The following is an 18,150-nucleotide window of genomic DNA, read 5'->3' on the forward strand; positions in this document are numbered from 1 at the left end:
ACAGGCCGGGGCTTGCACTTACTTTTGGTTAGCGCCACCTTTGAGTCAGCGCTGCGCGCGAGTATGCTGGCCGCATGGACTCGACCGCTCAGGACATGCCGTACGACGTGTTCTCCCGGCAGTGCCCCTCGCGCGGCACCCTGGAGCACGTCACCGGGCGCTGGGGTGCGCTCACCCTGGGCGCGCTGCACGACGGCACGTTCCGTTTCAACGAGCTGCGCCGCCGGGTCGACGGCGTGAGCGAGAAGATGCTGTCCCAGACACTGAGCGCACTGGAGCGCGACGGCCTGGTCCAGCGTGACGCACAGCCCACCAACCCTCCGCGCGTGGACTATCAACTCACCCCGCTGGGACGGGAGATCACCGACCGCCTGATGGGCCTCATCCACTTCGTCGAGGGCAGGATGGACGGCGTCCTCGAAGCCCGCGAGCGCTACGACAGCGGGGCGGCCGGCGGCCGTTGACAGCGCGGGCAGAAGTAGCTGGAGCGGTTCATCCAGGGGCGCCGGCGCATCGGCGTGCCGCAGCGGCGGCAGGGCTCGTCCTCACGCCCGTAGGCGTCGAGCGACCGCTCGAAATACCCGGACTCGCCGTTCACGTTCACGTACAGGCTGTCGAAACTCGTGCCGCCGACGGCGAGCGCCGCGTTCATCACATCCCGTACGTGGCCCAGGAGTTCGGCCGTACGCGGGCGCGTGAACGTGGCCGTGGGCCGCTCATAGTGCAGCTTCGAGCGCCAAAGCGCCTCGTCCGCATAGATGTTGCCGACGCCGCTGATCAACGACTGGTCGAGCAGGGCACGTTTGATCGTCGTACGCCGGCGGCGCAGCGCGGTGTGGAAGGCGGCGTCGTCGAAGAGCTCGTCCAGCGGGTCACGTGCGATGTGCGCGATGACGTCGGGCAGTCCGTCCGGGGTGTTCGCGTGCAGCGACAGACCGCCGAAGGTGCGCTGGTCGACGAAGCGGAGCTCGGTGCCGAGCGCGTCGTCGAACCGCATCCGGATCCTCAAGTGCTTCTCGTCGGGCGCCTCTTGGGGCTGCACGAGCAGCTGCCCGCTCATCCCGAGGTGGGCGAGGATCGAGGTGCCGCTGTCCTCAAGGGGCAGCCACAGATACTTCCCGCGCCGCATCGCCGTGCCGACCCGGTGGCCCCTGAGACGGAGCCCGAAATCGTCACCGCCCGCGAGGTGCCGCCGCACGGAGCGTGGATGCAGCACCTCGACGGCGGCGACGGTCCGATGCGCCACCCAACGCTCAAGTCCACGCCGGACCACTTCGACCTCAGGCAGCTCAGGCATGGGGGTTACTCCGGGGCAGTCGGGTGGGTGGGCGGGGAAAAATGCCGCGAAGCGGCAAAAAAGCTGGTGCCGGCCACCCGAAGGGCAACCGGCACCAACACAAACAACAACGGTCAAGCAGAGGGAGCCTCAGCAGCCCCCGCGGCAGCCTCGGCTTCGGCCGCCGCGATCCGCTCATCCGCAGCGGAGCGAATCTCGCGCCACGCGGACTCCGCGGCCTGCTGCTCCGCTTCCTTCTTGCTGCGGCCGGTGCCGGTGCCGTACGAGACGCCTCCGACGCGGGCGGCAGCAGTAAAGGTCTTCTCGTGGTCCGGGCCGCTCTCCGTGACGAGATACTCGGGAACGCCGAGGCTCTCGGTGGCGGTGAGCTCCTGGAGGCTGGTTTTCCAGTCCAGGCCCGCTCCCAGGTTCGAGGACTTCTCGATCAGCGGGTCGAAGAGCCGGTGCACCAGCTCACCCGCCGCGTCCAGACCCTGGTCCAGATAGACCGCGCCGATCACCGCTTCAAGGGTGTCGGCGAGGATGGAAGCCTTGTCCCGGCCACCCGTACCCTCTTCGCCCCGGCCGAGCCGGATGAAGGAGCCGAGTTCTAGGCCACGACTGACCTCCGCCAACGCACGCGAATTGACCACCGCGGCCCGCAACTTGGCCAGCTGGCCTTCGGGCAGGTCGGGGTGGGTGCGATAGAGCGTGTCCGTGACGACGAGTCCGAGCACCGAGTCCCCGAGGAACTCGAGCCGTTCATTCGTCGGCAGACCGCCGTTCTCGTACGCGTACGAACGGTGGGTCAGTGCACGCACCAGAAGGGCGGACTCGAGTTTGTACCCGAGCCGCCCTTCCAAAAGCGTGTGGGACGAGGCCGTGTTTTCCGCCTGCTTCTTGGCGTTTGCAGCCTTTTCAGCGTTGGCGTCTTCCGCCATCTTGTGGCTAGACACGGTGCCTCTCACCAGCCGCTCAGACCTCGAGGACCTGGCGCTTGTTGTACGTGCCGCAGCTCGGGCACGCGATGTGCTGGAGCTTCGGCTCCTGGCAACGCTCACACGAAACCAGGGTGGGGACCGCAGCCTTCCACTGCGACCGGCGGTGGCGCGTGTTGCTGCGCGACATCTTCCGCTTCGGAACAGCCACGGCTACTTCTCCTGCTTCTCGTCGACGCCGGCTTCGGCGCCGCTCACGTCGTCCTTCTCGCCGTCCTGGATGGTCCCGGCGAGTCCCTGCAATGCCGCCCAACGAATGTCGACGGCGTCATGGTGGTGGTCCGGGTCGTCCGCGAGCCGTGCTCCGCACTGGGAACACAGGCCCGGACAGTCGTCCCGGCACACCGGCTGCATCGGCAGTGCGAGCACTACCGCGTCACGCAGCACGGGCTCGAGGTCGAACAAGCCGTCCTCGAGATAGAGCGTGTCCTCGTCGTCCTCGGCGTCGTCGGCCGGTTCCGCTGCGCGGCCCCGGTCGTCGGCGTCAGGGTACGAGAACATCTCCTGGAAGTCCGCTTCCACCTCAAGCTTCAGCGGCTCCAGACACCTTACGCACTCCCCCTCGGCCGACGCACGGGCGGTGCCTGTGACAAGCACCCCTTCCATGACCGACTCAAGACGGATCTCCAGCTCGACCGGAGCACCTGCCGGCACTCCGATGACCCCTTCGATGCCGAGGACCGGCGAACCGGGTGCCTCGACGGAACGGGTCAGCCGCTGCTGCGCACCGGGACGCCGACCCAGCTCGTGTGTGTCGAACACGAGTGGGTTTCGGTGGTCAAGGCGAGCACTCAGGGCGTTTCCTGCTTTCGAATCCTGGAAGTTCAAGGAGGGCCGCCCCCCGTCATGAGCTTCGCTCACTGGGCGGGCAGCCTGGATCGCGGACGTACGCGCGACCGAAGAGCCAGGATACTGGACCTTTCGCTCTCGGCCCAATCCGGTCCCGTAAGGACCGCGCACCGGGCGCTAGCGGCCCTGTTCGTACTGGCGCAGCTGCTCCGCCGTGATCATGCCGGTGTCGAAGAGGCTGGTCTCGTCGAGGACGCCGGGGGCCTGGTGATGCTGCTGCGGCTCCGCGTATCCCTGCTGCTGGGCCTGGTCGTACCCCTGCTGCGGGTAGCCGTACGGATCCTGCTGCTGGTAGCCGTACGGGTCCTGCTGTGCGTACTGCTGCTGGTAGGCGTACTGGTCCTGCTGCTGGTACGCGTACGGGTCCGGTTCCTGCTGCGGCGGGGCGTACGGCTGCTGTGCGGGGATCTGCGGGGGCGCCTGGGGAGGCTGCGGGGCCGCTGCCGGGGCGGGAGCCGTGGGCGCCGTGGGGTCGGTGAGGCCCGCGAGGTACTCGGCGTCCGTGGTGTGCGCCTGGGATCCGAGGCCCTCGGCGAGGCCCGCCAGGTCGTCGGCGGGCGCACGGCCGTGCAGGGTCTGACGGCCCCGGCCGACCGCTTCCAGGGTCTTGGCGAGGACGGCTTCGAAGGCGCCGAGCTTGGCGTCGACATACGCGTCGGCGTCGCGGCGCAGGGTCTCGGGGTCGTGGCTGCGCTGCGGGGCGTCCTCGTCCTCGTAACCCTGCTCGTCGAGGCCGGGGCCCGTGCCGAGGAGCTTTTCGCGGCCTCGGCCGACCGAGCCGAGGGTCTTGGTGAGGACGACCTCGAAGTTGGCCAGCTTGCTGTCCACGTAGTCGTCGGCCTCGACGCGGACCTCGTCGGCGGCCTGCCGGGCCTCGGCGAGGATGCGCTCGGCCTCGCCCTGGGAGTTCCGGGCGACCTCCGTGTCGGAGATCAGTGAACCGCGCTCGGCGTGCGCGGTCTCGATGATCCGCTCCGCCTCCTGGCGGGCCTGCTCGACCAGCTGCTCGCGGCCGCCGATGAGCTCCTGGGCCTGCGCGAGGGAGCCGGGCAGCGCCTGGCGCACCTCTTCGAGCATCGACAGGAGATCGGCGCGGTTGACCACGCACGAGGCCGACATCGGCATGGACCGGGCACTGCCGACCGCGTCGACGATCTCGTCGATCTTCTTCTGCACGTCCACCGTGTGCTCGCCACTCTCTACAGCTGGTTGGAGACGGACGGCACGACTGTAAGGCCAGTCGGCGGCCGTCCGACACCGGGTGACGGGTTGTCAGGCAGCCCGGAGGGCCGTCACTTCTTACCGATGCGCTCGGTCAGTGCCTCGTGGACCACCGGCGGCAGCAGGTGGGCGACGTCGCCGCCCCAGGCGGCCACTTCCTTGACCAGCGAGGAGGAGAGGAAGCTGTAGGTGGGGTTGGTGGGCACGAAGAGGGTCTCGACGCCCGAGAGGCCGTTGTTCATCTGGGCCATCTGCAGCTCGTAGTCGAAGTCGCTGACCGCCCGCAGACCCTTGACGATGGCCGGGATGTCGCGCTGCTTGCAGAAGTCGACGAGAAGGCCGTGGAAGGACTCGACCTCGACGTTCCCGAAGTCGGCGGTCACCTCGCGGATCAGCTCGATCCGCTCGTCGACGGTGAACAGGCCCTTCTTCGACTGATTGATCATCACCGCGACGTGCACCACGTCGTAGAGCCTGGAGGCGCGGGCGATGATGTCGAGGTGTCCGTTGGTGATGGGGTCGAACGACCCCGGACAGACGGCGCGGCGCAACGTGAGTCCCTCGCTCTCCGGTCCGGTCATGGCGCGATCACTGAGTCGTCGCACGTAGAGGCGGCGCGACCGTACCAAAACGTGCTTTCGCCGTAGCGACGGGACCTCAGTGCTTCGAAGCCGTCGGGCCAGCCGAATTCTCCGCCTCTGGTACTGCGTTCAACCGTGACGAGCGCATCGTCCGTGAGCCAGCCCCCGGAGCGGAGTGTGAGCAGGATCTCGCGAAGATCGTCATCGGTGTCGGCGTACGGAGGATCGAGAAAGACCAGGTCGTACGGGGTCGTGGGGGCGCCGCCCTGGATGATCTGGGTCGCTTTGCCCGCCCTGACCTCGGCGCCGGGCAGGCCGATCGACTTCACGTTCTCCCGGACGGTGCGCACCGCGCGGGCGTCGGCCTCGACGAGCAGGGCGTGGCCCGCCCCGCGCGAGAGCGCTTCGAGGCCGATGGCACCGGACCCGGCGTACAGGTCGAGGACGCGTGCGCCGTCCAGCGTGCCCTGCAGGGCCTGCCAGGTGGAGAACAGGCCCTCGCGTGCGCGGTCGGTCGTGGGCCGTGTGCCGTTCCCTGGCGGGACGGCGAGGCGACGTCCGCCGGCCACACCGGCGATCACGCGGGTCATCTGAGTCCTTGTCGGTGTACGTACGGGTGGTCCGGCTCCAGTCTCTCAGCCCCGGTGCCCGCGCCGCCTGTCAGCCCTTGTCGAGGTACTGCTCACGCTCGTCGTCCAGGAGCGCGTCCAGAGCCGTGCGCAGCTCCGGCAGGTGCTCCAGGTCCGGGTCGGCGGCGACCACCTTGACGGCCTCCTCGCGGGCCTCGGCGATGATCTCCTCGTCCTCGATGACCGCGAGCATGCGCAGGCTGGAGCGGACACCGGACTGCGCCTGGCCAAGGACGTCGCCCTCGCGGCGCTGCTCCAGGTCGATCCGGGAGAGCTCGAAGCCGTCGAGCGTGGCGGCCACGGCTCCCAGGCGGGCGCGGGCGGGGCTCGCCTCGGGCATCTCCGTGACCAGGAGGCAGAGGCCGGGGGCCGAGCCTCGGCCGACGCGGCCGCGCAGCTGGTGCAGCTGCGATACGCCGAAGCGGTCCGCGTCCATGATCACCATGGCGGTGGCGTTCGGGACGTTCACACCGACCTCGATGACCGTCGTCGCGACCAGGACCTGGGTCTCGCCCGCGGCGAAGCGGCGCATCACCGCGTCCTTGTCGTCCGGCTGCATGCGGCCGTGCAGGACCTCGACCTTGAGGCCGCTCAGCGGGCCCCGGGCGAGCTGCTCGGCGACCTCGATGACGGCGAGCGGGGGCCGCTTCTCCGCGGTGGCTTCGTCCTCGGCCTTCTTCTTGGCCTTCTTCGGGTCGTCGTCCTCATCGCCGATCCGGGGGCAGACCACGTACGCCTGGTGGCCGTTCTCCACCTCCTCGCGCACGCGCTCCCACGCGCGCGCCAGGAAGTGGGGCTTGTCCTCGGCGGGCACGACATGGCTGGCGATCGGCGAGCGTCCGGCGGGGAGCTGGTCCAGGACCGAGGTCTCCAGGTCACCGAAGACGGTCATCGCGACCGTGCGCGGGATGGGCGTGGCCGTCATGACAAGGAGGTGCGGGGGCTGCTTGCCCTTGCCGCGCAGGGCGTCGCGCTGCTCGACCCCGAAGCGGTGCTGTTCGTCGACGACGACCAGGCCCAGGTCGTGGAACTGGACCTTGTCCTCGATCAGCGCGTGCGTACCGATGACGATCCCGGCTTCGCCGGTGACCAGGTCGAGCAGCGCCTGCCGCCGCCCGGCCACCCCCATGGAGCCGGTGAGTAACGTGACCTTGGTCCCCTGGTCGGAGCCGCCGAGCATGCCGCCCTCGGCGAGCTCGCCCATCATCTCGGTGATCGAGCGGTGATGCTGCTGCGCGAGAACCTCGGTCGGCGCAAGCATCGCGGCCTGCCCACCCGCGTCCACGACGGCGAGCATGGCGCGCAGGGCCACCATCGTCTTCCCGGAACCGACTTCGCCCTGAAGCAGGCGGTGCATCGGGTGTTCCGTTGCCAGGTCGTCGAAGATCTCCTTGGAGACCTTCTGCTGGCCGTCGGTGAGGGTGAAGGGCAGCTTGGCGTCGAAGGCGTCGAGCAAGCCGCCCTCGCGGGGGCGGCGGGCGATGGCGGGGAGTTGCGCGTCCGCGTACCGGCGTCTGGCCAGGGCCACTTGGAGGACGAAGGCCTCGTCCCATTTCAGGCGGTCGCGGGCGGAGGCGATGTCCGCCTTCGACTGGGGCCGGTGGATCTTCAGGAGCGCTTCGGGGAGCGGGATCAGGCCCCGGCCGTCGCGCAGGCCCGGCGGCAGCGGATCGACAGTCTCCTGGGCGCTGGGCAGGACCGCGTCGACGGATTTGGCGATCTTCCAGGACTCCAGCTTGGCGGTGGCCGGATAGATCGGGATGAGGGCTCCGGCCCAGGAGTCCACGGCCTCGTCCGCGTTCCCCTGGCTGTCGGGGTCGCCCTTCAGGAGTTCGTACGCGGGATGGGCGAGCTGCATCTTGCGGTTGAAGACGGACGCCTTGCCCGCGAACATCGCGCGCGTGCCGGGCAGCAGGTCCTTGTGCGGCTTGTGGATGCCCCGGCCGAAGAAGACCAGCTGGAGCTGGCCGCTGCCGTCGGTGATCGTCACTTCGAGGCGCTGGCCCCTGCCGCCGTTGAACGTCAGGATGCGCGCCGTCGCGACCTGGGCGACCACCGTGACGTGCTCGTCCAGCGGCAGGTCGGCGAGGCGGGTGAGCTCGCCCCGCTCCGCGTATTTCCGCGGGTAGTGGTGCAGGAGGTCGCCGACCGTGTGCAGGTCCAGGTGCTCGGCCATCACCTTCGCGGTGGCGGGACCGACCACTTTCTTCAGGGGTTCTTCGAGCGCGGGCACGAGATCCATTGCACACCACGCCACTGACAATTCGGCGTACGTCCCCGAAATCCGCTGGTCAGGAACACTGAAGGCAGGGTTATTCCACGCCGATCAGGAGCAGGGCCGACTGGCGTCCGCCGCGGTAGACCACCGTGTCCACCGCCAGATGCTGCTCGCGCACATGCTTCTCCAGGTCGTCGCCGAAGCTGTCCGGCACGTCGTCGCCGAGGACCAGCGTGACCATCTCGCCGCCGGCCGCCAGCATCCGGTCGAGGACGGAGCGCGCGGCGTGCGTGGTGTCATCGCCGATCAACGCGACGTCGCCGTCGATCAGGCCGAGGACGTCCCCTGCCTGGCAGATGCCCGCCATCGTCCACGACTGCCGCTCGGCGACGGCCAGTTCGGCGTACCGCGTCGCGCCCGCCGCCGAGGTCATCGCGACGACGTCCTCGTCGAAGCGGCGGTCCGGCTCATGCACGGCCAGCGCCGCGATGCCCTGGACCGCGGACCGGGTCGGGATCAGCGCGACCCGCACCCCTTCGGTACGGGCCTGCTCGGCCGCCGCGGCGGCGGTGTGGCGCAGCTCGGCGTCGTTCGGCAGGAGCACGACCTCGCGCGCGTGGGCCCGCCGGATCGCGTCGACGAGCTCTCCGCTGGCGGGCGGCTCCCCGGGGCGCGTGGGCACGGTGGTCGCACCGGCGTCGGCGTAGAGCCCGGCGAGCCCCTCCCCCGGTACGACGGCGACGATCCCGCGCTGCACCCGCTCCCGGGGCGGCGGGGTGACGCCCGCGGTGTGTGCGTCGCCCACTCCGAAGTGGGTGATGCGGATGCGGTGGGGCCGCCCGGCCTCCACGCCCGCCTCGACGGCGGCGCCCGCGTCGTCGACGTGCACGTGGACGTTCCACAGCCCGTCACCGCCGACGACGACGAGGGAGTCGCCGAGGCCGTCCAGCCGTGTCCGCAGCCTCGCCACCGCCGAGTCGTCGGCCTCCAGGAGATAGATCACCTCGAAGGCGGGGGCCGTGGCGTCGGCCGGGATGTCCTGGCACTCGACGGGCTCCACGCGCGCGTGGCCGCCCGAACCCGGCACCGACTTCAGGAGCACCGTCTCGCCCGACAGCGCCCCCACGAGCGCCCCGAGCACCGCCACGAGCCCACGTCCCCCGGCATCCACCACTCCTGCACGGCCGAGCACCGCGAGCTGCTCCGGCGTCGCGTCCAGCGCTCGGCACGCACCGTCGTACGCGGCCCGCGCCACCGCCCCGCAGTCACCGGCAGCCGCAGAGCCCGCGGAAGCCGCATCGGCAGCGGCGGCGGCCACCGTCAGGACCGTGCCCTCGACGGGGTGCGCCACCGCTTGGTAGCCCGACTCGGCGGCACGGCGCAGCGCGAGCGCCAGCGCCCCGCTGTCAGCGTGATCAGTGTCACGGTCGGCGCCGAGGACCTGTGCCATCCCCCGCAGCAGCTGGGAGAGGATCGTGCCCGAGTTCCCGCGGGCCCCGATCAGCGCTCCGTGCGCCATCGCCCGCACGGCCTCGGCGAGCGAGGGGCGGGCCGGGTCCAGGCCCGTGAAGACGGCGTCGACCGCCTGGGACGCCGATTCCACGGTCAGGTAGAGGTTCGTTCCGGTGTCCCCGTCCGCGACCGGATAGACGTTGATCGCGTCGATCTCCTCGCGGGCCCGGCCCAGGGCGTCCAGAGCGAGGCCGCACCAGGCGCGCACCGCGACGGCGTCGAGGTTCTGCGGCACCTGCTCGCCTCCTAAGGGCATCCGGAATGGACGCAGCGTAGACCGGGAAGGGCGAAAGGCCCGGGGCGGGGCCGGGGCGAGACATGGTAGTTTCGTTCTATCGAAGCAGTCGTTGTATGCTGCTCCGGTTGCCCGATACCCATCGGGCCATTCCTCCTGGCAACGCCACCCACGATCATTGCACTGATCCCGGCATGCCGGGATTAACCGTAAGTGCATCTGAAGTCTTGGAGTGACCCGTGGCTGCCAACTGCGACGTCTGCGGCAAGGGGCCGAGCTTCGGCAACAACATCTCGCACTCTCACCGCCGTACGTCCCGTCGCTGGAACCCGAACATCCAGCGCGTTCGTGCCGTGGTCAGCGGGACGCCGAAGCGGCTCAACGCCTGCACCTCGTGCATCAAGGCCGGCAAGGTCTCGCGCTGACGCTCAGCGCGGCCACCTAGCTGGTTGCTGAAAGAGCCGGTCCCCCTCGGGGGGCCGGCTCTTTTCTGTGCGCGCACCGCCTTCACCGGCAGCTCCCAACGGCCTTGTACGCCGAGGGAGTTCTGCGCGGTGACGGGCGGTGACGGGTCGCGGTGATGGGGCGCGGTCGTGCTCAGTCCTCGATGTCGTCCCCGAAGTGGTCCCAGCCCTTGCTGGTCCAGGGTGCGCCGTCCACCGTCACCTGCGGCAGCGCCGAGGGGTTGAGGACCTCGCCGATGACCTTCCAGCGGGCGGGCAGCTTCACGTCCGGCGGGAACGTCGCCACGATCGCGTGGTCCTCGCCGCCGTTGAGCACCCACTGCAGCGGGTCGACGCCGACGGCCTGGCCGATGTCGTTCATCTGGGAGGGCACGTCGACGTCCCCGGAGCGGATGTCGATGCGCACCTTGCTCGCATCGGCGATGTGGCCGAGGTCGGCGATGAGGCCGTCGCTCACGTCCGTCATCGAGGTGGCGCCGAGACCGGCGGCCGCGGGGCCCGCGTGGTACGGCGGTTCGGGCCTGCGGTGGGCCTCCACGAAGGCGCGCGGTGAGCGGAAGCCGCGGGAGAGCACCGCGTGCCCGGCGGCGGACCAGCCCAACCAGCCGGTGACGGCGACGACATCGCCGGGCTGGGCACCGGCACGGGTGACCGGTTCGTGGTTGCGCAGATCGCCGAGCGCGGTGATCGCCACGGTGATCGTGTCACCCCGTACGACATCGCCGCCCACGACGGCCGCCCCTGCGACCTGGCATTCGTCCCGCAGGCCGTCCATGAGCTCCGTGGGCCAGCTCGCGGGGAGTTCGGCGGGCACGACAAGGCCCAGGAGCAGCGCGGTCGGTACGGCGCCCATGGCGGCGATGTCCGCGAGGTTCTGGGCGGCGGCCTTGCGGCCCACGTCGTACGCGGTCGACCAGTCGCGGCGGAAGTGCCGCCCCTCCAGGAGGATGTCGGTGCTCGCCACCACGCGCCGGTCGGGAGCCGACACGACAGCGGCGTCATCGCCCGGCCCGAGCCGGACGGCCGGGGTGGAGGTGAGCCGGGAGGTGAGTTCCCTGATGAGCCCGAACTCCCCCAACTCGCCGACGGTTCCCTTCACCGGGACTCACCATTCCCTTTCACGCTGCTCGGCTTGCGGTCGCGAGCCGTCACTGTCATAGGTACGGTCGATATGACCGTCAACTTCTGTTGCCCGTCCACCGTGATGTGCGCGCCACAGGTCCCCCGGGTCTCCCCGCGAGAAGCGGTGACGCGGTACCGTGGCGTCCCTTCTCCCCACATGATCCTCGTGGCCGCCCTGGAGGTTCCGTGGTACAGGCGTACATCCTGATCCAAACAGAGGTCGGCAAGGCGTCGACCGTCGCCGAGCTGATCGGCAAGATCGCGGGAGTGATCCAGGCCGAGGACGTGACCGGTCCCTACGATGTCATCGTGCGCGCCCAGGCGGACACGGTCGACGAACTCGGTCGCATGGTGGTCGCCAAGGTCCAGCAAGTGGACGGCATCACCCGGACCCTGACCTGCCCCGTCGTGCACTTGTAGCCCCCGTCTACCCTTGGCCGGTGAAGATTTCCCGTCGCCGGCGTCGCTGCCTCGTCTCCGCTCCTGCCCTCGCACTGCTGATCGCGTCCGCGGGCTGCTCCTCAGCAGACGAAGCGGTGAAGGCTGCGGTTCCCACCCCGGACAGCAAGGTCACCGAACTGTGCCGGAACCTGGACAAGCGGCTGCCGGAGAAGGTGGACGGCCTCGGGCGCGTTGATCCCGAGCCGAAGTCGGAGCTGACCGCCGGGTGGGGAGACCCGGCGATCATACTGCGCTGCGGTGTCGCGCGACCGCCCCGGATGAACGACCCCGAGGCGGACGGCGTGACGGTCGACGGCGTCAACTGGCTGCTCGACGAGCAGGACGACGGTTCCTTCCGCTTCACCTCCACGCTGCGCAAGGCGTACGTGGAGGTGACGCTGCCCAAGGAGCGTGCGGGGGACGGCGTGAGCCCGCTGACGGACTTCGCCGCCCCCATCAGGAAGACCATCCCCAAGGGGATCGCCTAGCGCCCCTGAGGGGTTAGCGCAGCCCCGTGGAGCGGTTGAGGGCGGCCTGGACGAGGCGGTCCACCAGCTCGGGGTAGGAGACGCCGCTCGCCTCCCACATCTGCGGGTACATCGAGATGGGCGTGAAGCCCGGCATCGTGTTGATCTCGTTGATCACGAACCCGTCCTCGGTGAGGAAGAAGTCCGCGCGCACCAGGCCCTCGCAGGACGTGGCCTCGAAGGCGTCGACCGCGAGCCGCTGGATCTCGGCGGTCTCGTCGGGCGTCAGCGGGGCGGGCACGATCCCGGGCGTCGAGTCGATGTACTTCGCCTCGAAGTCGTAGTAGTCGTGCGACTGCACCGGCGGGATCTCGGCGGGCACGCTCGCGCGCGGCCCGTCCTCGAACTCCAGGACCCCGCACTCGATCTCACGGCCGCGCAGGAGCGACTCGACGAGGATCTTGGGGTCGTGCCGGCGGGCCTCCTCGATCGCCTCGTCGAGGCCCTCGAAGGAGTCGACCTTCGTGATGCCCATCGACGAGCCCCCGCGCGCGGGCTTGATGAAAAGCGGCCAGCCGTGGTCGCCGGCGAACTCCGCGATCTTCTTGCGGGCGGCGTCCTGGTCGCGGTCCCACTCGCGCGGGCGGATCACGAGGTACGGGCCGACGGGAAGACCGAAGGAGGTGAAGACCCGCTTCATGTACTCCTTGTCCTGGCCGACGGCCGAGGCGAGCACTCCGGCGCCCACGTAGGGCACTCCGGAGAGCTCCAGGAGTCCCTGGAGGGTGCCGTCCTCGCCGTAGGGACCGTGCAGCATCGGGAAGACGACGTCGACTTCGCCGAGGGCCTTGGGCACGGAGCCGGGCTCGCTGTAGACGACCTCGCGGTTGCCCGGGTCCAGGGGCATCACGACGCCGCCGTCCGCCGACTCGGCGAGGGCGTCGACGTTGGGCACCTGCCGGTCGGTGATCGCCATGCGGTCGGGATCGTCGGCGGTCAGGGCCCAGCGGCCGTCCGTCGTGATGCCGATGGGCAGGACGTCGTACTTGGTGCGGTCGATGGCACGCAGCACGGCGCCCGCCGTGACGACCGAGATGCCGTGCTCCGAGCTGCGGCCGCCGAACACGACGGCCACACGCGGCTTACGGAGCGGCTCAGAGCTCTGCTCGGGGCGCGGCTCGGGGCTCTGGGGGAGGTTCTCGCTGCTCATATCGGCTTGAGGGTACCCGGTGGCCAGCGGAGAGTCAGCGGCGACAGTCAGCGGCGCTCGGGCTTGGCGCTGCGCGACATCAGCTCCTTGAGGGCGACCACCGGGGGTGTGCCCTCGTGCACGATGCCCACGACCGTCTCGGTGATGGGCATGTCGACGCCGTGCCTGCGGGCCAGATCAAGCACCGACTCACAGGACTTGACGCCCTCGGCGGTCTGCTTGGTGACCGCGATGGTCTCCTCCAGCGTCATGCCCTTGCCGAGGTTCGTGCCGAAGGTGTGGTTGCGCGAGAGCGGCGATGAGCAGGTGGCCACCAGGTCGCCCAGGCCCGCGAGTCCGGAGAACGTCAGCGGGTCGGCGCCCATCGCCATGCCCAGGCGGGTGGTCTCGGCGAGCCCGCGCGTGATGAGCGAGCCCTTCGTGTTGTCGCCGAGGCCCATGCCGTCCGCGATGCCGACGGCGAGTCCGATGACGTTCTTGACGGCGCCGCCGAGTTCGCAGCCGACGACGTCCGTGTTCGTGTACGGGCGGAAGTACGGGGTGTGGCAGGCGGTCTGGAGGCGTTGCGCGATCGATTCGTCGCGGCAGGCCACCACGGCGGCCGCGGGCTGCCTCGCGGCGATCTCGCGGGCGAGGTTGGGGCCCGTGACGACGGCGACACGGTCGGCCGCGACCTTCGTGACGTCCTCGATGACCTCGCTCATCCGCATCGCGGAGCCCAGTTCGACGCCCTTCATGAGGGAGACGAGCACGGTGTCGGTGGCGAGCAGCGGCGCCCACTCGGCGAGGTTCGCGCGCAGCGTCTGCGAAGGCACCGCGAGCACGGTGAAGTCGGCGCCGGCCGCGGCCTCGGCCGGGTCGGTGGTCGCCCTGAGGTTCTCCGGGAGTTCGACACCGGGGAGGTAGTCAGGGTTCCGGTGCGAGGAGTTGACGGCCTCGGCGAGTTCTGCGCGACGCGCCCACAGCGTGACGTCGCACCCGGCGTCGGCGAGCACCATGCCGAAGGCGGTACCCCAAGAGCCCGTTCCGAAGACGGCGGCCTTCACCGGGTTCGTCACTTGCTGTCCTCCGTGGTGTTCTCGGGGGTGGGCTCAGGGGTGGTGTTCTGGGGGACGCCGCGACCGCTCCGGTCCGCCGCCTTACGCCGTTGCGCGAGCCGCGCCGTGCGCGGGTCGTACGGGGTCTCGGGGGCCTTCTCCTGCCGGATCTCCTCCAGGAGTTCGGTGACCGCGGCCATGATGGTCTCGGTCACCTCCCGCAGGATCTCGGGGGTGGGTTCCTTGTCGTAGAACCGCGAGAGGTCGACCGGCTCGCCCGCGAGCACCTGGAGCTTCTTGCGCGGGAAGAGGCTGAGCTTCTTGCTGTACGGGGGAAGCGCGAGGTTGGCGCCCCACTGCGCGACGGGGACCACCGGGCACTTGGTGCGCAGGGCGACCCGCGCGGCACCGGACTTGGCCGTCATCGGCCACACCTCGGGGTCCCTGGTGAGGGTGCCTTCGGGGTAGAACGCCACGCACTCACCGCGCTCGATCGCGTCGACCGCGGCACGGAAGGCGTCGAGCGCGTTCGTGGTCTCGCGGTAGACCGGGATCTGGCCGGTGCCCTTCATGACCTTGCCGACGAACCCGTCCTTGAAAAGGCCGTCCTTTGCCAGGAAACGAGGCACTCGTCCGGTGTTGTACTGAAAATGCGCGTACGACAGCGGGTCGATATACGAGTTGTGATTCACCGCGGTGATGAATCCACCGTCGGCCGGAATGTGTTCCATTCCTCGCCAGTCCCGCTTGAAGAAAACCACCAGGGGTGGTTTGGCGATGACTGCCGCCAGGCGGTACCAGAAGCCGATTCTGCGGCGGGACACTCGGACACCTTCCTCCATGAACCTGGTCGGCCGCACAAGTGTCGGCCCAGGCTGCCTGTCTGTCGAGAACACCGTACGCCCGCGCTCGCGGCCCGGCCCCGGTAGTGCCCGGGTCAGCAGGTCACAATGGGCGTGACGCGAAGGACGGAGCCGCCACCCGTGCAGTGGACCCTGGTGATACCCCTGAAACCGCTGGAGCGCGCCAAGAGCAGGCTCACCGCCACCACCGGCGACACCCTGCGCCCCGGCCTCGCCCTGGCCTTCGCGCAGGACACCGTGGCCGCCGCGGGGGCCTGCCCTTCCGTACGGGATGTGGTGGTCGTCACGGACGACGGCCTCGCCGGGCGCGAGCTCGCGGCTCTGGGAGCCCGGATCGTGCGTGACGAGCCCGCGGGGGGTCTCAACGCCGCTCTCGCGCACGGAGCGGCGGCCGTGCGTGCCGGGCGGCCCGAGGCGGCCGTGGCGGCACTGAATGCCGATCTCCCCGCGCTGCGGCCCCTGGAATTGGGCCGGGTACTGGACAGCGCGGCCCGATTTCCCCGCTCTTTCCTCGCGGATGCCGCCGGAATCGGTACGACTCTGCTCTGCGCGGCCCGCGGTCTGGAATTGCGCCCGGCATTCGGCGCCGCGTCCCGTGCCCGGCACATGGACTCCGGGGCGCTGGAACTTCGGCTCGACGGCGTCGATTCCGTACGCCAGGACGTGGACACCGGCGACGACCTGCGGGCCGCGCTCGCGCTGGGCGTCGGGCCGCGCACCGCGGCGGCTGCCACGAGGCTGCTGATCGCCGACTGAGTACGCTTCCCCCATGCAGGCGACCGCGTACACGTACGACTCCGAGACCCGCAGCGGCAGCGTGCTGCTCGACGACGGCACTCCGGTGCCCTTCGATCCCCCGGCGTTCGACGCGGGCGGCCTGCGGCTCCTGCGGCCCGGCCAGCGGGTGCGGATCGAGGTCGAAGGTGAGGGCGAGCGGCGGCGCATCACGCTGGTGACGCTGCAGACGTTCTGAGCCCGGGGCGCCACCTTCGCCCGGGGCGCCACTTCAAGTTCCGTACAGGCCGCGCAGGACCCCGTACACGCCGCGGGCCGGGCTCCCGGTTGGGAGCCCGGCCCGGCGCGTGAGTGCCCTCGTGCCCTTACTTCTTGCGGGCGGTCGCCTTCTTGGCGGTGGTCTTGCGCGCCGTCGACTTCTTGGCGGGAGCGGTCTTCTTCGCGGTGGCCTTCTTGGTGGCCGGCGCGGTCTTCTTGGCGGTGGCCTTCTTGGCGGGGCTGGCCTTCTTGGCCGTCGCCTTCTTGGCCGTGGCCGCCTTCTTGGCCGTCGCCGACGTCTTCTTGGCGGTGGTCTTCTTGGCGGTCGCCTTCTTCGCCGTCGCCGTCGTCTTCTTGGCGGTGGCCTTCTTGGCGGTGGCGGCCTTCTTCGCCGTCGCCTTCTTGGCGGTGGCCTTCTTGGCCGCTGCCTTCTTCACGGTCGCCGAAGCACCGCCGCCCGAAAGGCTGCCCTTGGGCGCCTTCTTGACCGCGACGTCGTTCTTCGGGAGCTTCTTCGAGCCGCTCACCAGGTCCTTGAAGCCCTGTCCTGCGCGGAAACGCGGAACCGAGGTCTTCTTGACCCGAACGCGCTCCCCGGTCTGCGGGTTGCGGGCGTAACGGGCCGGGCGGTCGACCTTCTCGAACGAGCCGAAACCGGTGACCGAAACACGGTCTCCGCTGACCACGGCACGGACAACTGCGTCCAGAACCGCGTCCACGGCGTCGGCTGCCTGCTGGCGGCCGCCCACCTTGTCGGCAATCGCTTCTACGAGCTGCGCCTTGTTCACGTCTTCCCCTTCGGAGACCTCGCCCGAGCGTATTCGCCAGGCTTTTTCGCACGTTAGGCAGATATATACCGCAAATCAAACACGAAACGGGCTAATCACCCTTGTGCCGCAACGAACTCGGCTGTCCATGAGTTCCTCGAAGGTTCCCCGAAGGGCTGTTTGAGCCTTGTGGCTCAGGTGTCTTCGGGGAATCGGCCCTCGTCGGCTTCCTCGAGGTCCGCCATCAATCGCTCCAGACGCCTTGCCGCATCGGCGAGATCGTGTTTGGCCGCGGCCGTAATGACCAGCAGCTTCCGGGTCAGCGCCATCCGTACGCCCTCCGGGACTTGCAGTGCACGCACTCTTGAGTGCGCTTCCTTCAGTTGGTCCGCAACAAGCCCGTAGAGCTCGAGTTGGCTGTCACGTTCCATGCACCGATTGTGCCATCTGGGGCGAGTTGTCGCCTCCGCAGGGGGTAACTACCCACATCCGGCGCCCTCCTGAGGGTACCCGCTCCGACCGAGTACAAGGGGATTTCAAGCCTCTTCTGCCGTCCGAATCAAGGGAGTTGAGACCACCCGTTCAGGTCATCGGGTACCCCGAAGGGCCCGGACACAGATGTACCCCCAACCGTCCACGATTGGGGGTACACCAGGGTGTTGCGGGGGTGTCAGACCTGCACGGTCCGCGGCTTGTACGAGCGTCGGCCGGCCTCGTACGCGGCGATGTCCGGCTCGTTCTTGAGCGTGATGCTGATGTCGTCCAGGCCGTTCAGAAGACGCCAGCGGGCGTTCTCGTCGAGTTCGAAGTCGGCGGTGACGCCCTCGGCGCGGACTTGGCGATCCTGCAGGTCAACGGTGATCTCGGCCTGCGGGTCGCGCTCGGTCAGCTCCCAGAGCGCGTCCACGACCTGCTGGTCGAGAACGACGGTGAGCAGGCCGTTCTTCAGCGAGTTGCCGCGGAAGATGTCGGCGAAGCGCGAGGAGATGACCGTCTTGAAGCCGAAGTTCTGCAGCGCCCACACGGCGTGCTCGCGCGAGGAGCCCGTACCGAAGTCGGGGCCCGCGACCAGGACGGTGGCCCCCTGGCGTTCGGGCTTGTTCAGGACGAACTCGCCGTCCTTGCGCCAGGCCTCGAAGAGCCCGTCCTCAAATCCGTCCCTGGTGACCTTCTTCAGCCAGTGGGCGGGGATGATCTGGTCGGTGTCGACGTTGCTGCGGCGCAGCGGAACGGCCCGGCCCGTGTGCGTGGTGAATGCTTCCATGGC

The 18,150-nt window shown here is 69.5% G+C and carries 22 protein-coding genes and 1 pseudogene; 6 read left to right on the forward strand and 17 right to left on the reverse strand.

The annotated features are described in order from the left end of the window. Window positions 1–74 precede the first annotated feature (74 nt). Window positions 75–464 (forward strand): winged helix-turn-helix transcriptional regulator, encoded by a 390-nt coding sequence (locus ACIBCK_RS32695; protein ID WP_399396140.1) that lies wholly within the window; start codon window positions 75–77, stop codon window positions 462–464. Here the strand turns inward: ACIBCK_RS32695 and mutM are convergent. The 9 genes from mutM to ACIBCK_RS32740 form a co-directional block, all read right to left on the reverse strand. Next, on the reverse strand, window positions 434–1,297 hold the full coding sequence (gene mutM, locus ACIBCK_RS32700) for a bifunctional DNA-formamidopyrimidine glycosylase/DNA-(apurinic or apyrimidinic site) lyase (protein WP_367045189.1): 864 nt from the start codon (window positions 1,295–1,297) through the stop codon (window positions 434–436). The genes ACIBCK_RS32695 and mutM overlap by 31 nt on opposite strands. Window positions 1,298–1,410: 113 nt before the next feature. After that, complete coding sequence (gene rnc, locus ACIBCK_RS32705) at window positions 1,411–2,244, reverse strand: ribonuclease III (RefSeq protein ID WP_399396142.1); 834 nt, start codon at window positions 2,242–2,244, stop codon at window positions 1,411–1,413. A 7-nt stretch (window positions 2,245–2,251) separates the two neighbouring features. Further along, window positions 2,252–2,425: a 50S ribosomal protein L32 gene (gene rpmF, locus ACIBCK_RS32710; protein WP_003965982.1), complete on the reverse strand. Its 174-nt coding sequence runs from the start codon at window positions 2,423–2,425 to the stop codon at window positions 2,252–2,254. A gap of 2 nt (window positions 2,426–2,427) precedes the next feature. Further along, window positions 2,428–3,069 carry a YceD family protein gene (locus ACIBCK_RS32715; RefSeq protein WP_399396332.1) on the reverse strand — a complete coding sequence of 214 codons (642 nt, stop codon included), beginning with the start codon at window positions 3,067–3,069 and terminating at the stop codon, window positions 2,428–2,430. Between the two features lie 171 nt (window positions 3,070–3,240). Then, the gene (locus tag ACIBCK_RS32720; protein ID WP_399396144.1) at window positions 3,241–4,305 is read right to left on the reverse strand and encodes a cell division initiation protein; all 1,065 of its coding nucleotides are present in this window, start codon (window positions 4,303–4,305) and stop codon (window positions 3,241–3,243) included. 110 nt (window positions 4,306–4,415) lie between these two features. Beyond that, the gene (coaD, locus tag ACIBCK_RS32725) at window positions 4,416–4,895 is read right to left on the reverse strand and encodes a pantetheine-phosphate adenylyltransferase (protein WP_365824281.1); all 480 of its coding nucleotides are present in this window, start codon (window positions 4,893–4,895) and stop codon (window positions 4,416–4,418) included. 26 nt (window positions 4,896–4,921) lie between these two features. Beyond that, window positions 4,922–5,515 (reverse strand): 16S rRNA (guanine(966)-N(2))-methyltransferase RsmD, encoded by a 594-nt coding sequence (gene rsmD / locus ACIBCK_RS32730; protein WP_399396145.1) that lies wholly within the window; start codon window positions 5,513–5,515, stop codon window positions 4,922–4,924. A gap of 70 nt (window positions 5,516–5,585) precedes the next feature. Continuing rightward, a complete protein-coding gene (gene recG / locus ACIBCK_RS32735) occupies window positions 5,586–7,796 on the reverse strand; it encodes an ATP-dependent DNA helicase RecG (RefSeq protein ID WP_399396147.1) in 2,211 nt (736 codons plus the stop codon). Window positions 7,797–7,866: 70 nt separating this feature from the next. Continuing rightward, a complete protein-coding gene (locus ACIBCK_RS32740) occupies window positions 7,867–9,540 on the reverse strand; it encodes a DAK2 domain-containing protein (protein WP_399396149.1) in 1,674 nt (557 codons plus the stop codon). A 218-nt stretch (window positions 9,541–9,758) separates the two neighbouring features. On the opposite strand from ACIBCK_RS32740, the gene rpmB reads away from it, so the two are divergent. Further along, complete coding sequence (rpmB, locus tag ACIBCK_RS32745; protein ID WP_160507429.1) at window positions 9,759–9,944, forward strand: 50S ribosomal protein L28; 186 nt, start codon at window positions 9,759–9,761, stop codon at window positions 9,942–9,944. Window positions 9,945–10,000: 56 nt separating this feature from the next. On the opposite strand, the pseudogene ACIBCK_RS32750 reads toward rpmB, so the two are convergent. Further along, a pseudogene (locus ACIBCK_RS32750) lies at window positions 10,001–10,081 on the reverse strand (bifunctional hydroxymethylpyrimidine kinase/phosphomethylpyrimidine kinase); the annotation flags it as partial. 35 nt (window positions 10,082–10,116) lie between these two features. Next, window positions 10,117–11,082, reverse strand: coding sequence for a thiamine-phosphate kinase (locus ACIBCK_RS32755; protein WP_367045183.1), 966 nt, complete (start codon window positions 11,080–11,082; stop codon window positions 10,117–10,119). Between the two features lie 209 nt (window positions 11,083–11,291). Between ACIBCK_RS32755 and ACIBCK_RS32760 the strand changes: the two genes are divergently transcribed. Both ACIBCK_RS32760 and ACIBCK_RS32765 read left to right on the forward strand, forming a co-directional pair. Beyond that, window positions 11,292–11,525 carry an Lrp/AsnC ligand binding domain-containing protein gene (locus tag ACIBCK_RS32760; RefSeq protein WP_361720591.1) on the forward strand — a complete coding sequence of 78 codons (234 nt, stop codon included), beginning with the start codon at window positions 11,292–11,294 and terminating at the stop codon, window positions 11,523–11,525. Between the two features lie 26 nt (window positions 11,526–11,551). Beyond that, a complete protein-coding gene (locus ACIBCK_RS32765; protein ID WP_399396333.1) occupies window positions 11,552–12,034 on the forward strand; it encodes a DUF3515 domain-containing protein in 483 nt (160 codons plus the stop codon). A gap of 13 nt (window positions 12,035–12,047) precedes the next feature. On the opposite strand, the gene ACIBCK_RS32770 is transcribed toward ACIBCK_RS32765, so the two are convergent. The 3 genes from ACIBCK_RS32770 to ACIBCK_RS32780 are packed head-to-tail and all read right to left on the reverse strand — an operon-like array spanning window position 12,048 to window position 15,084. After that, window positions 12,048–13,223 carry a D-alanine--D-alanine ligase family protein gene (locus ACIBCK_RS32770; RefSeq protein ID WP_399396152.1) on the reverse strand — a complete coding sequence of 392 codons (1,176 nt, stop codon included), beginning with the start codon at window positions 13,221–13,223 and terminating at the stop codon, window positions 12,048–12,050. Between the two features lie 47 nt (window positions 13,224–13,270). Beyond that, complete coding sequence (locus ACIBCK_RS32775; RefSeq protein WP_399396153.1) at window positions 13,271–14,281, reverse strand: NAD(P)H-dependent glycerol-3-phosphate dehydrogenase; 1,011 nt, start codon at window positions 14,279–14,281, stop codon at window positions 13,271–13,273. Further along, window positions 14,278–15,084, reverse strand: a complete 807-nt coding sequence (locus ACIBCK_RS32780) for a lysophospholipid acyltransferase family protein (RefSeq protein ID WP_399396155.1) — start codon at window positions 15,082–15,084, stop codon at window positions 14,278–14,280. The genes ACIBCK_RS32775 and ACIBCK_RS32780 overlap by 4 nt, the downstream gene beginning before the upstream one ends. Before the next feature lie 159 nt (window positions 15,085–15,243). On the opposite strand from ACIBCK_RS32780, the gene cofC reads away from it, so the two are divergent. Together cofC and ACIBCK_RS32790 are read left to right on the forward strand one after the other, a co-directional pair. Beyond that, the gene (gene cofC / locus ACIBCK_RS32785; protein WP_399396157.1) at window positions 15,244–15,879 is read left to right on the forward strand and encodes a 2-phospho-L-lactate guanylyltransferase; all 636 of its coding nucleotides are present in this window, start codon (window positions 15,244–15,246) and stop codon (window positions 15,877–15,879) included. A 13-nt stretch (window positions 15,880–15,892) separates the two neighbouring features. Then, window positions 15,893–16,096 carry a hypothetical protein gene (locus ACIBCK_RS32790; protein ID WP_383316816.1) on the forward strand — a complete coding sequence of 68 codons (204 nt, stop codon included), beginning with the start codon at window positions 15,893–15,895 and terminating at the stop codon, window positions 16,094–16,096. 127 nt (window positions 16,097–16,223) lie between these two features. Here the strand turns inward: ACIBCK_RS32790 and ACIBCK_RS32795 are convergent, their stop codons facing one another. The 3 genes from ACIBCK_RS32795 to leuD form a co-directional block, all read right to left on the reverse strand. Then, window positions 16,224–16,904, reverse strand: coding sequence for an HU family DNA-binding protein (locus ACIBCK_RS32795; RefSeq protein WP_399396159.1), 681 nt, complete (start codon window positions 16,902–16,904; stop codon window positions 16,224–16,226). 173 nt (window positions 16,905–17,077) lie between these two features. Continuing rightward, a complete protein-coding gene (locus ACIBCK_RS32800) occupies window positions 17,078–17,314 on the reverse strand; it encodes a hypothetical protein (protein WP_367045177.1) in 237 nt (78 codons plus the stop codon). A 239-nt stretch (window positions 17,315–17,553) separates the two neighbouring features. Next, window positions 17,554–18,147, reverse strand: coding sequence for a 3-isopropylmalate dehydratase small subunit (gene leuD / locus ACIBCK_RS32805; RefSeq protein WP_399396160.1), 594 nt, complete (start codon window positions 18,145–18,147; stop codon window positions 17,554–17,556). Between the last annotated feature and the right edge of the window lie 3 nt (window positions 18,148–18,150).

The organism is Streptomyces sp. NPDC051218, assembly GCF_044455475.1.
Classification (GTDB): Bacteria; Actinomycetota; Actinomycetes; order Streptomycetales; family Streptomycetaceae; genus Streptomyces.

Bases quoted from the DNA above. Each gene is read 5' to 3' on its own strand.
- ACIBCK_RS32790 (WP_383316816.1), top strand. From the start codon at position 15,893: ATGCAGGCGACCGCGTACACGTACGACTCCGAGACCCGCAGCGGCAGC.
- recG (WP_399396147.1), bottom strand. From the start codon at position 7,796: ATGGATCTCGTGCCCGCGCTCGAAGAACCCCTGAAGAAAGTGGTCGGT.
- ACIBCK_RS32770 (WP_399396152.1), bottom strand. From the start codon at position 13,223: ATGAGCAGCGAGAACCTCCCCCAGAGCCCCGAGCCGCGCCCCGAGCAG.
- mutM (WP_367045189.1), bottom strand. From the start codon at position 1,297: ATGCCTGAGCTGCCTGAGGTCGAAGTGGTCCGGCGTGGACTTGAGCGT.
- rsmD (WP_399396145.1), bottom strand. From the start codon at position 5,515: ATGACCCGCGTGATCGCCGGTGTGGCCGGCGGACGTCGCCTCGCCGTC.
- leuD (WP_399396160.1), bottom strand. From the start codon at position 18,147: ATGGAAGCATTCACCACGCACACGGGCCGGGCCGTTCCGCTGCGCCGC.
- ACIBCK_RS32800 (WP_367045177.1), bottom strand. From the start codon at position 17,314: ATGGAACGTGACAGCCAACTCGAGCTCTACGGGCTTGTTGCGGACCAA.
- ACIBCK_RS32695 (WP_399396140.1), top strand. From the start codon at position 75: ATGGACTCGACCGCTCAGGACATGCCGTACGACGTGTTCTCCCGGCAG.
- ACIBCK_RS32740 (WP_399396149.1), bottom strand. From the start codon at position 9,540: ATGCCCTTAGGAGGCGAGCAGGTGCCGCAGAACCTCGACGCCGTCGCG.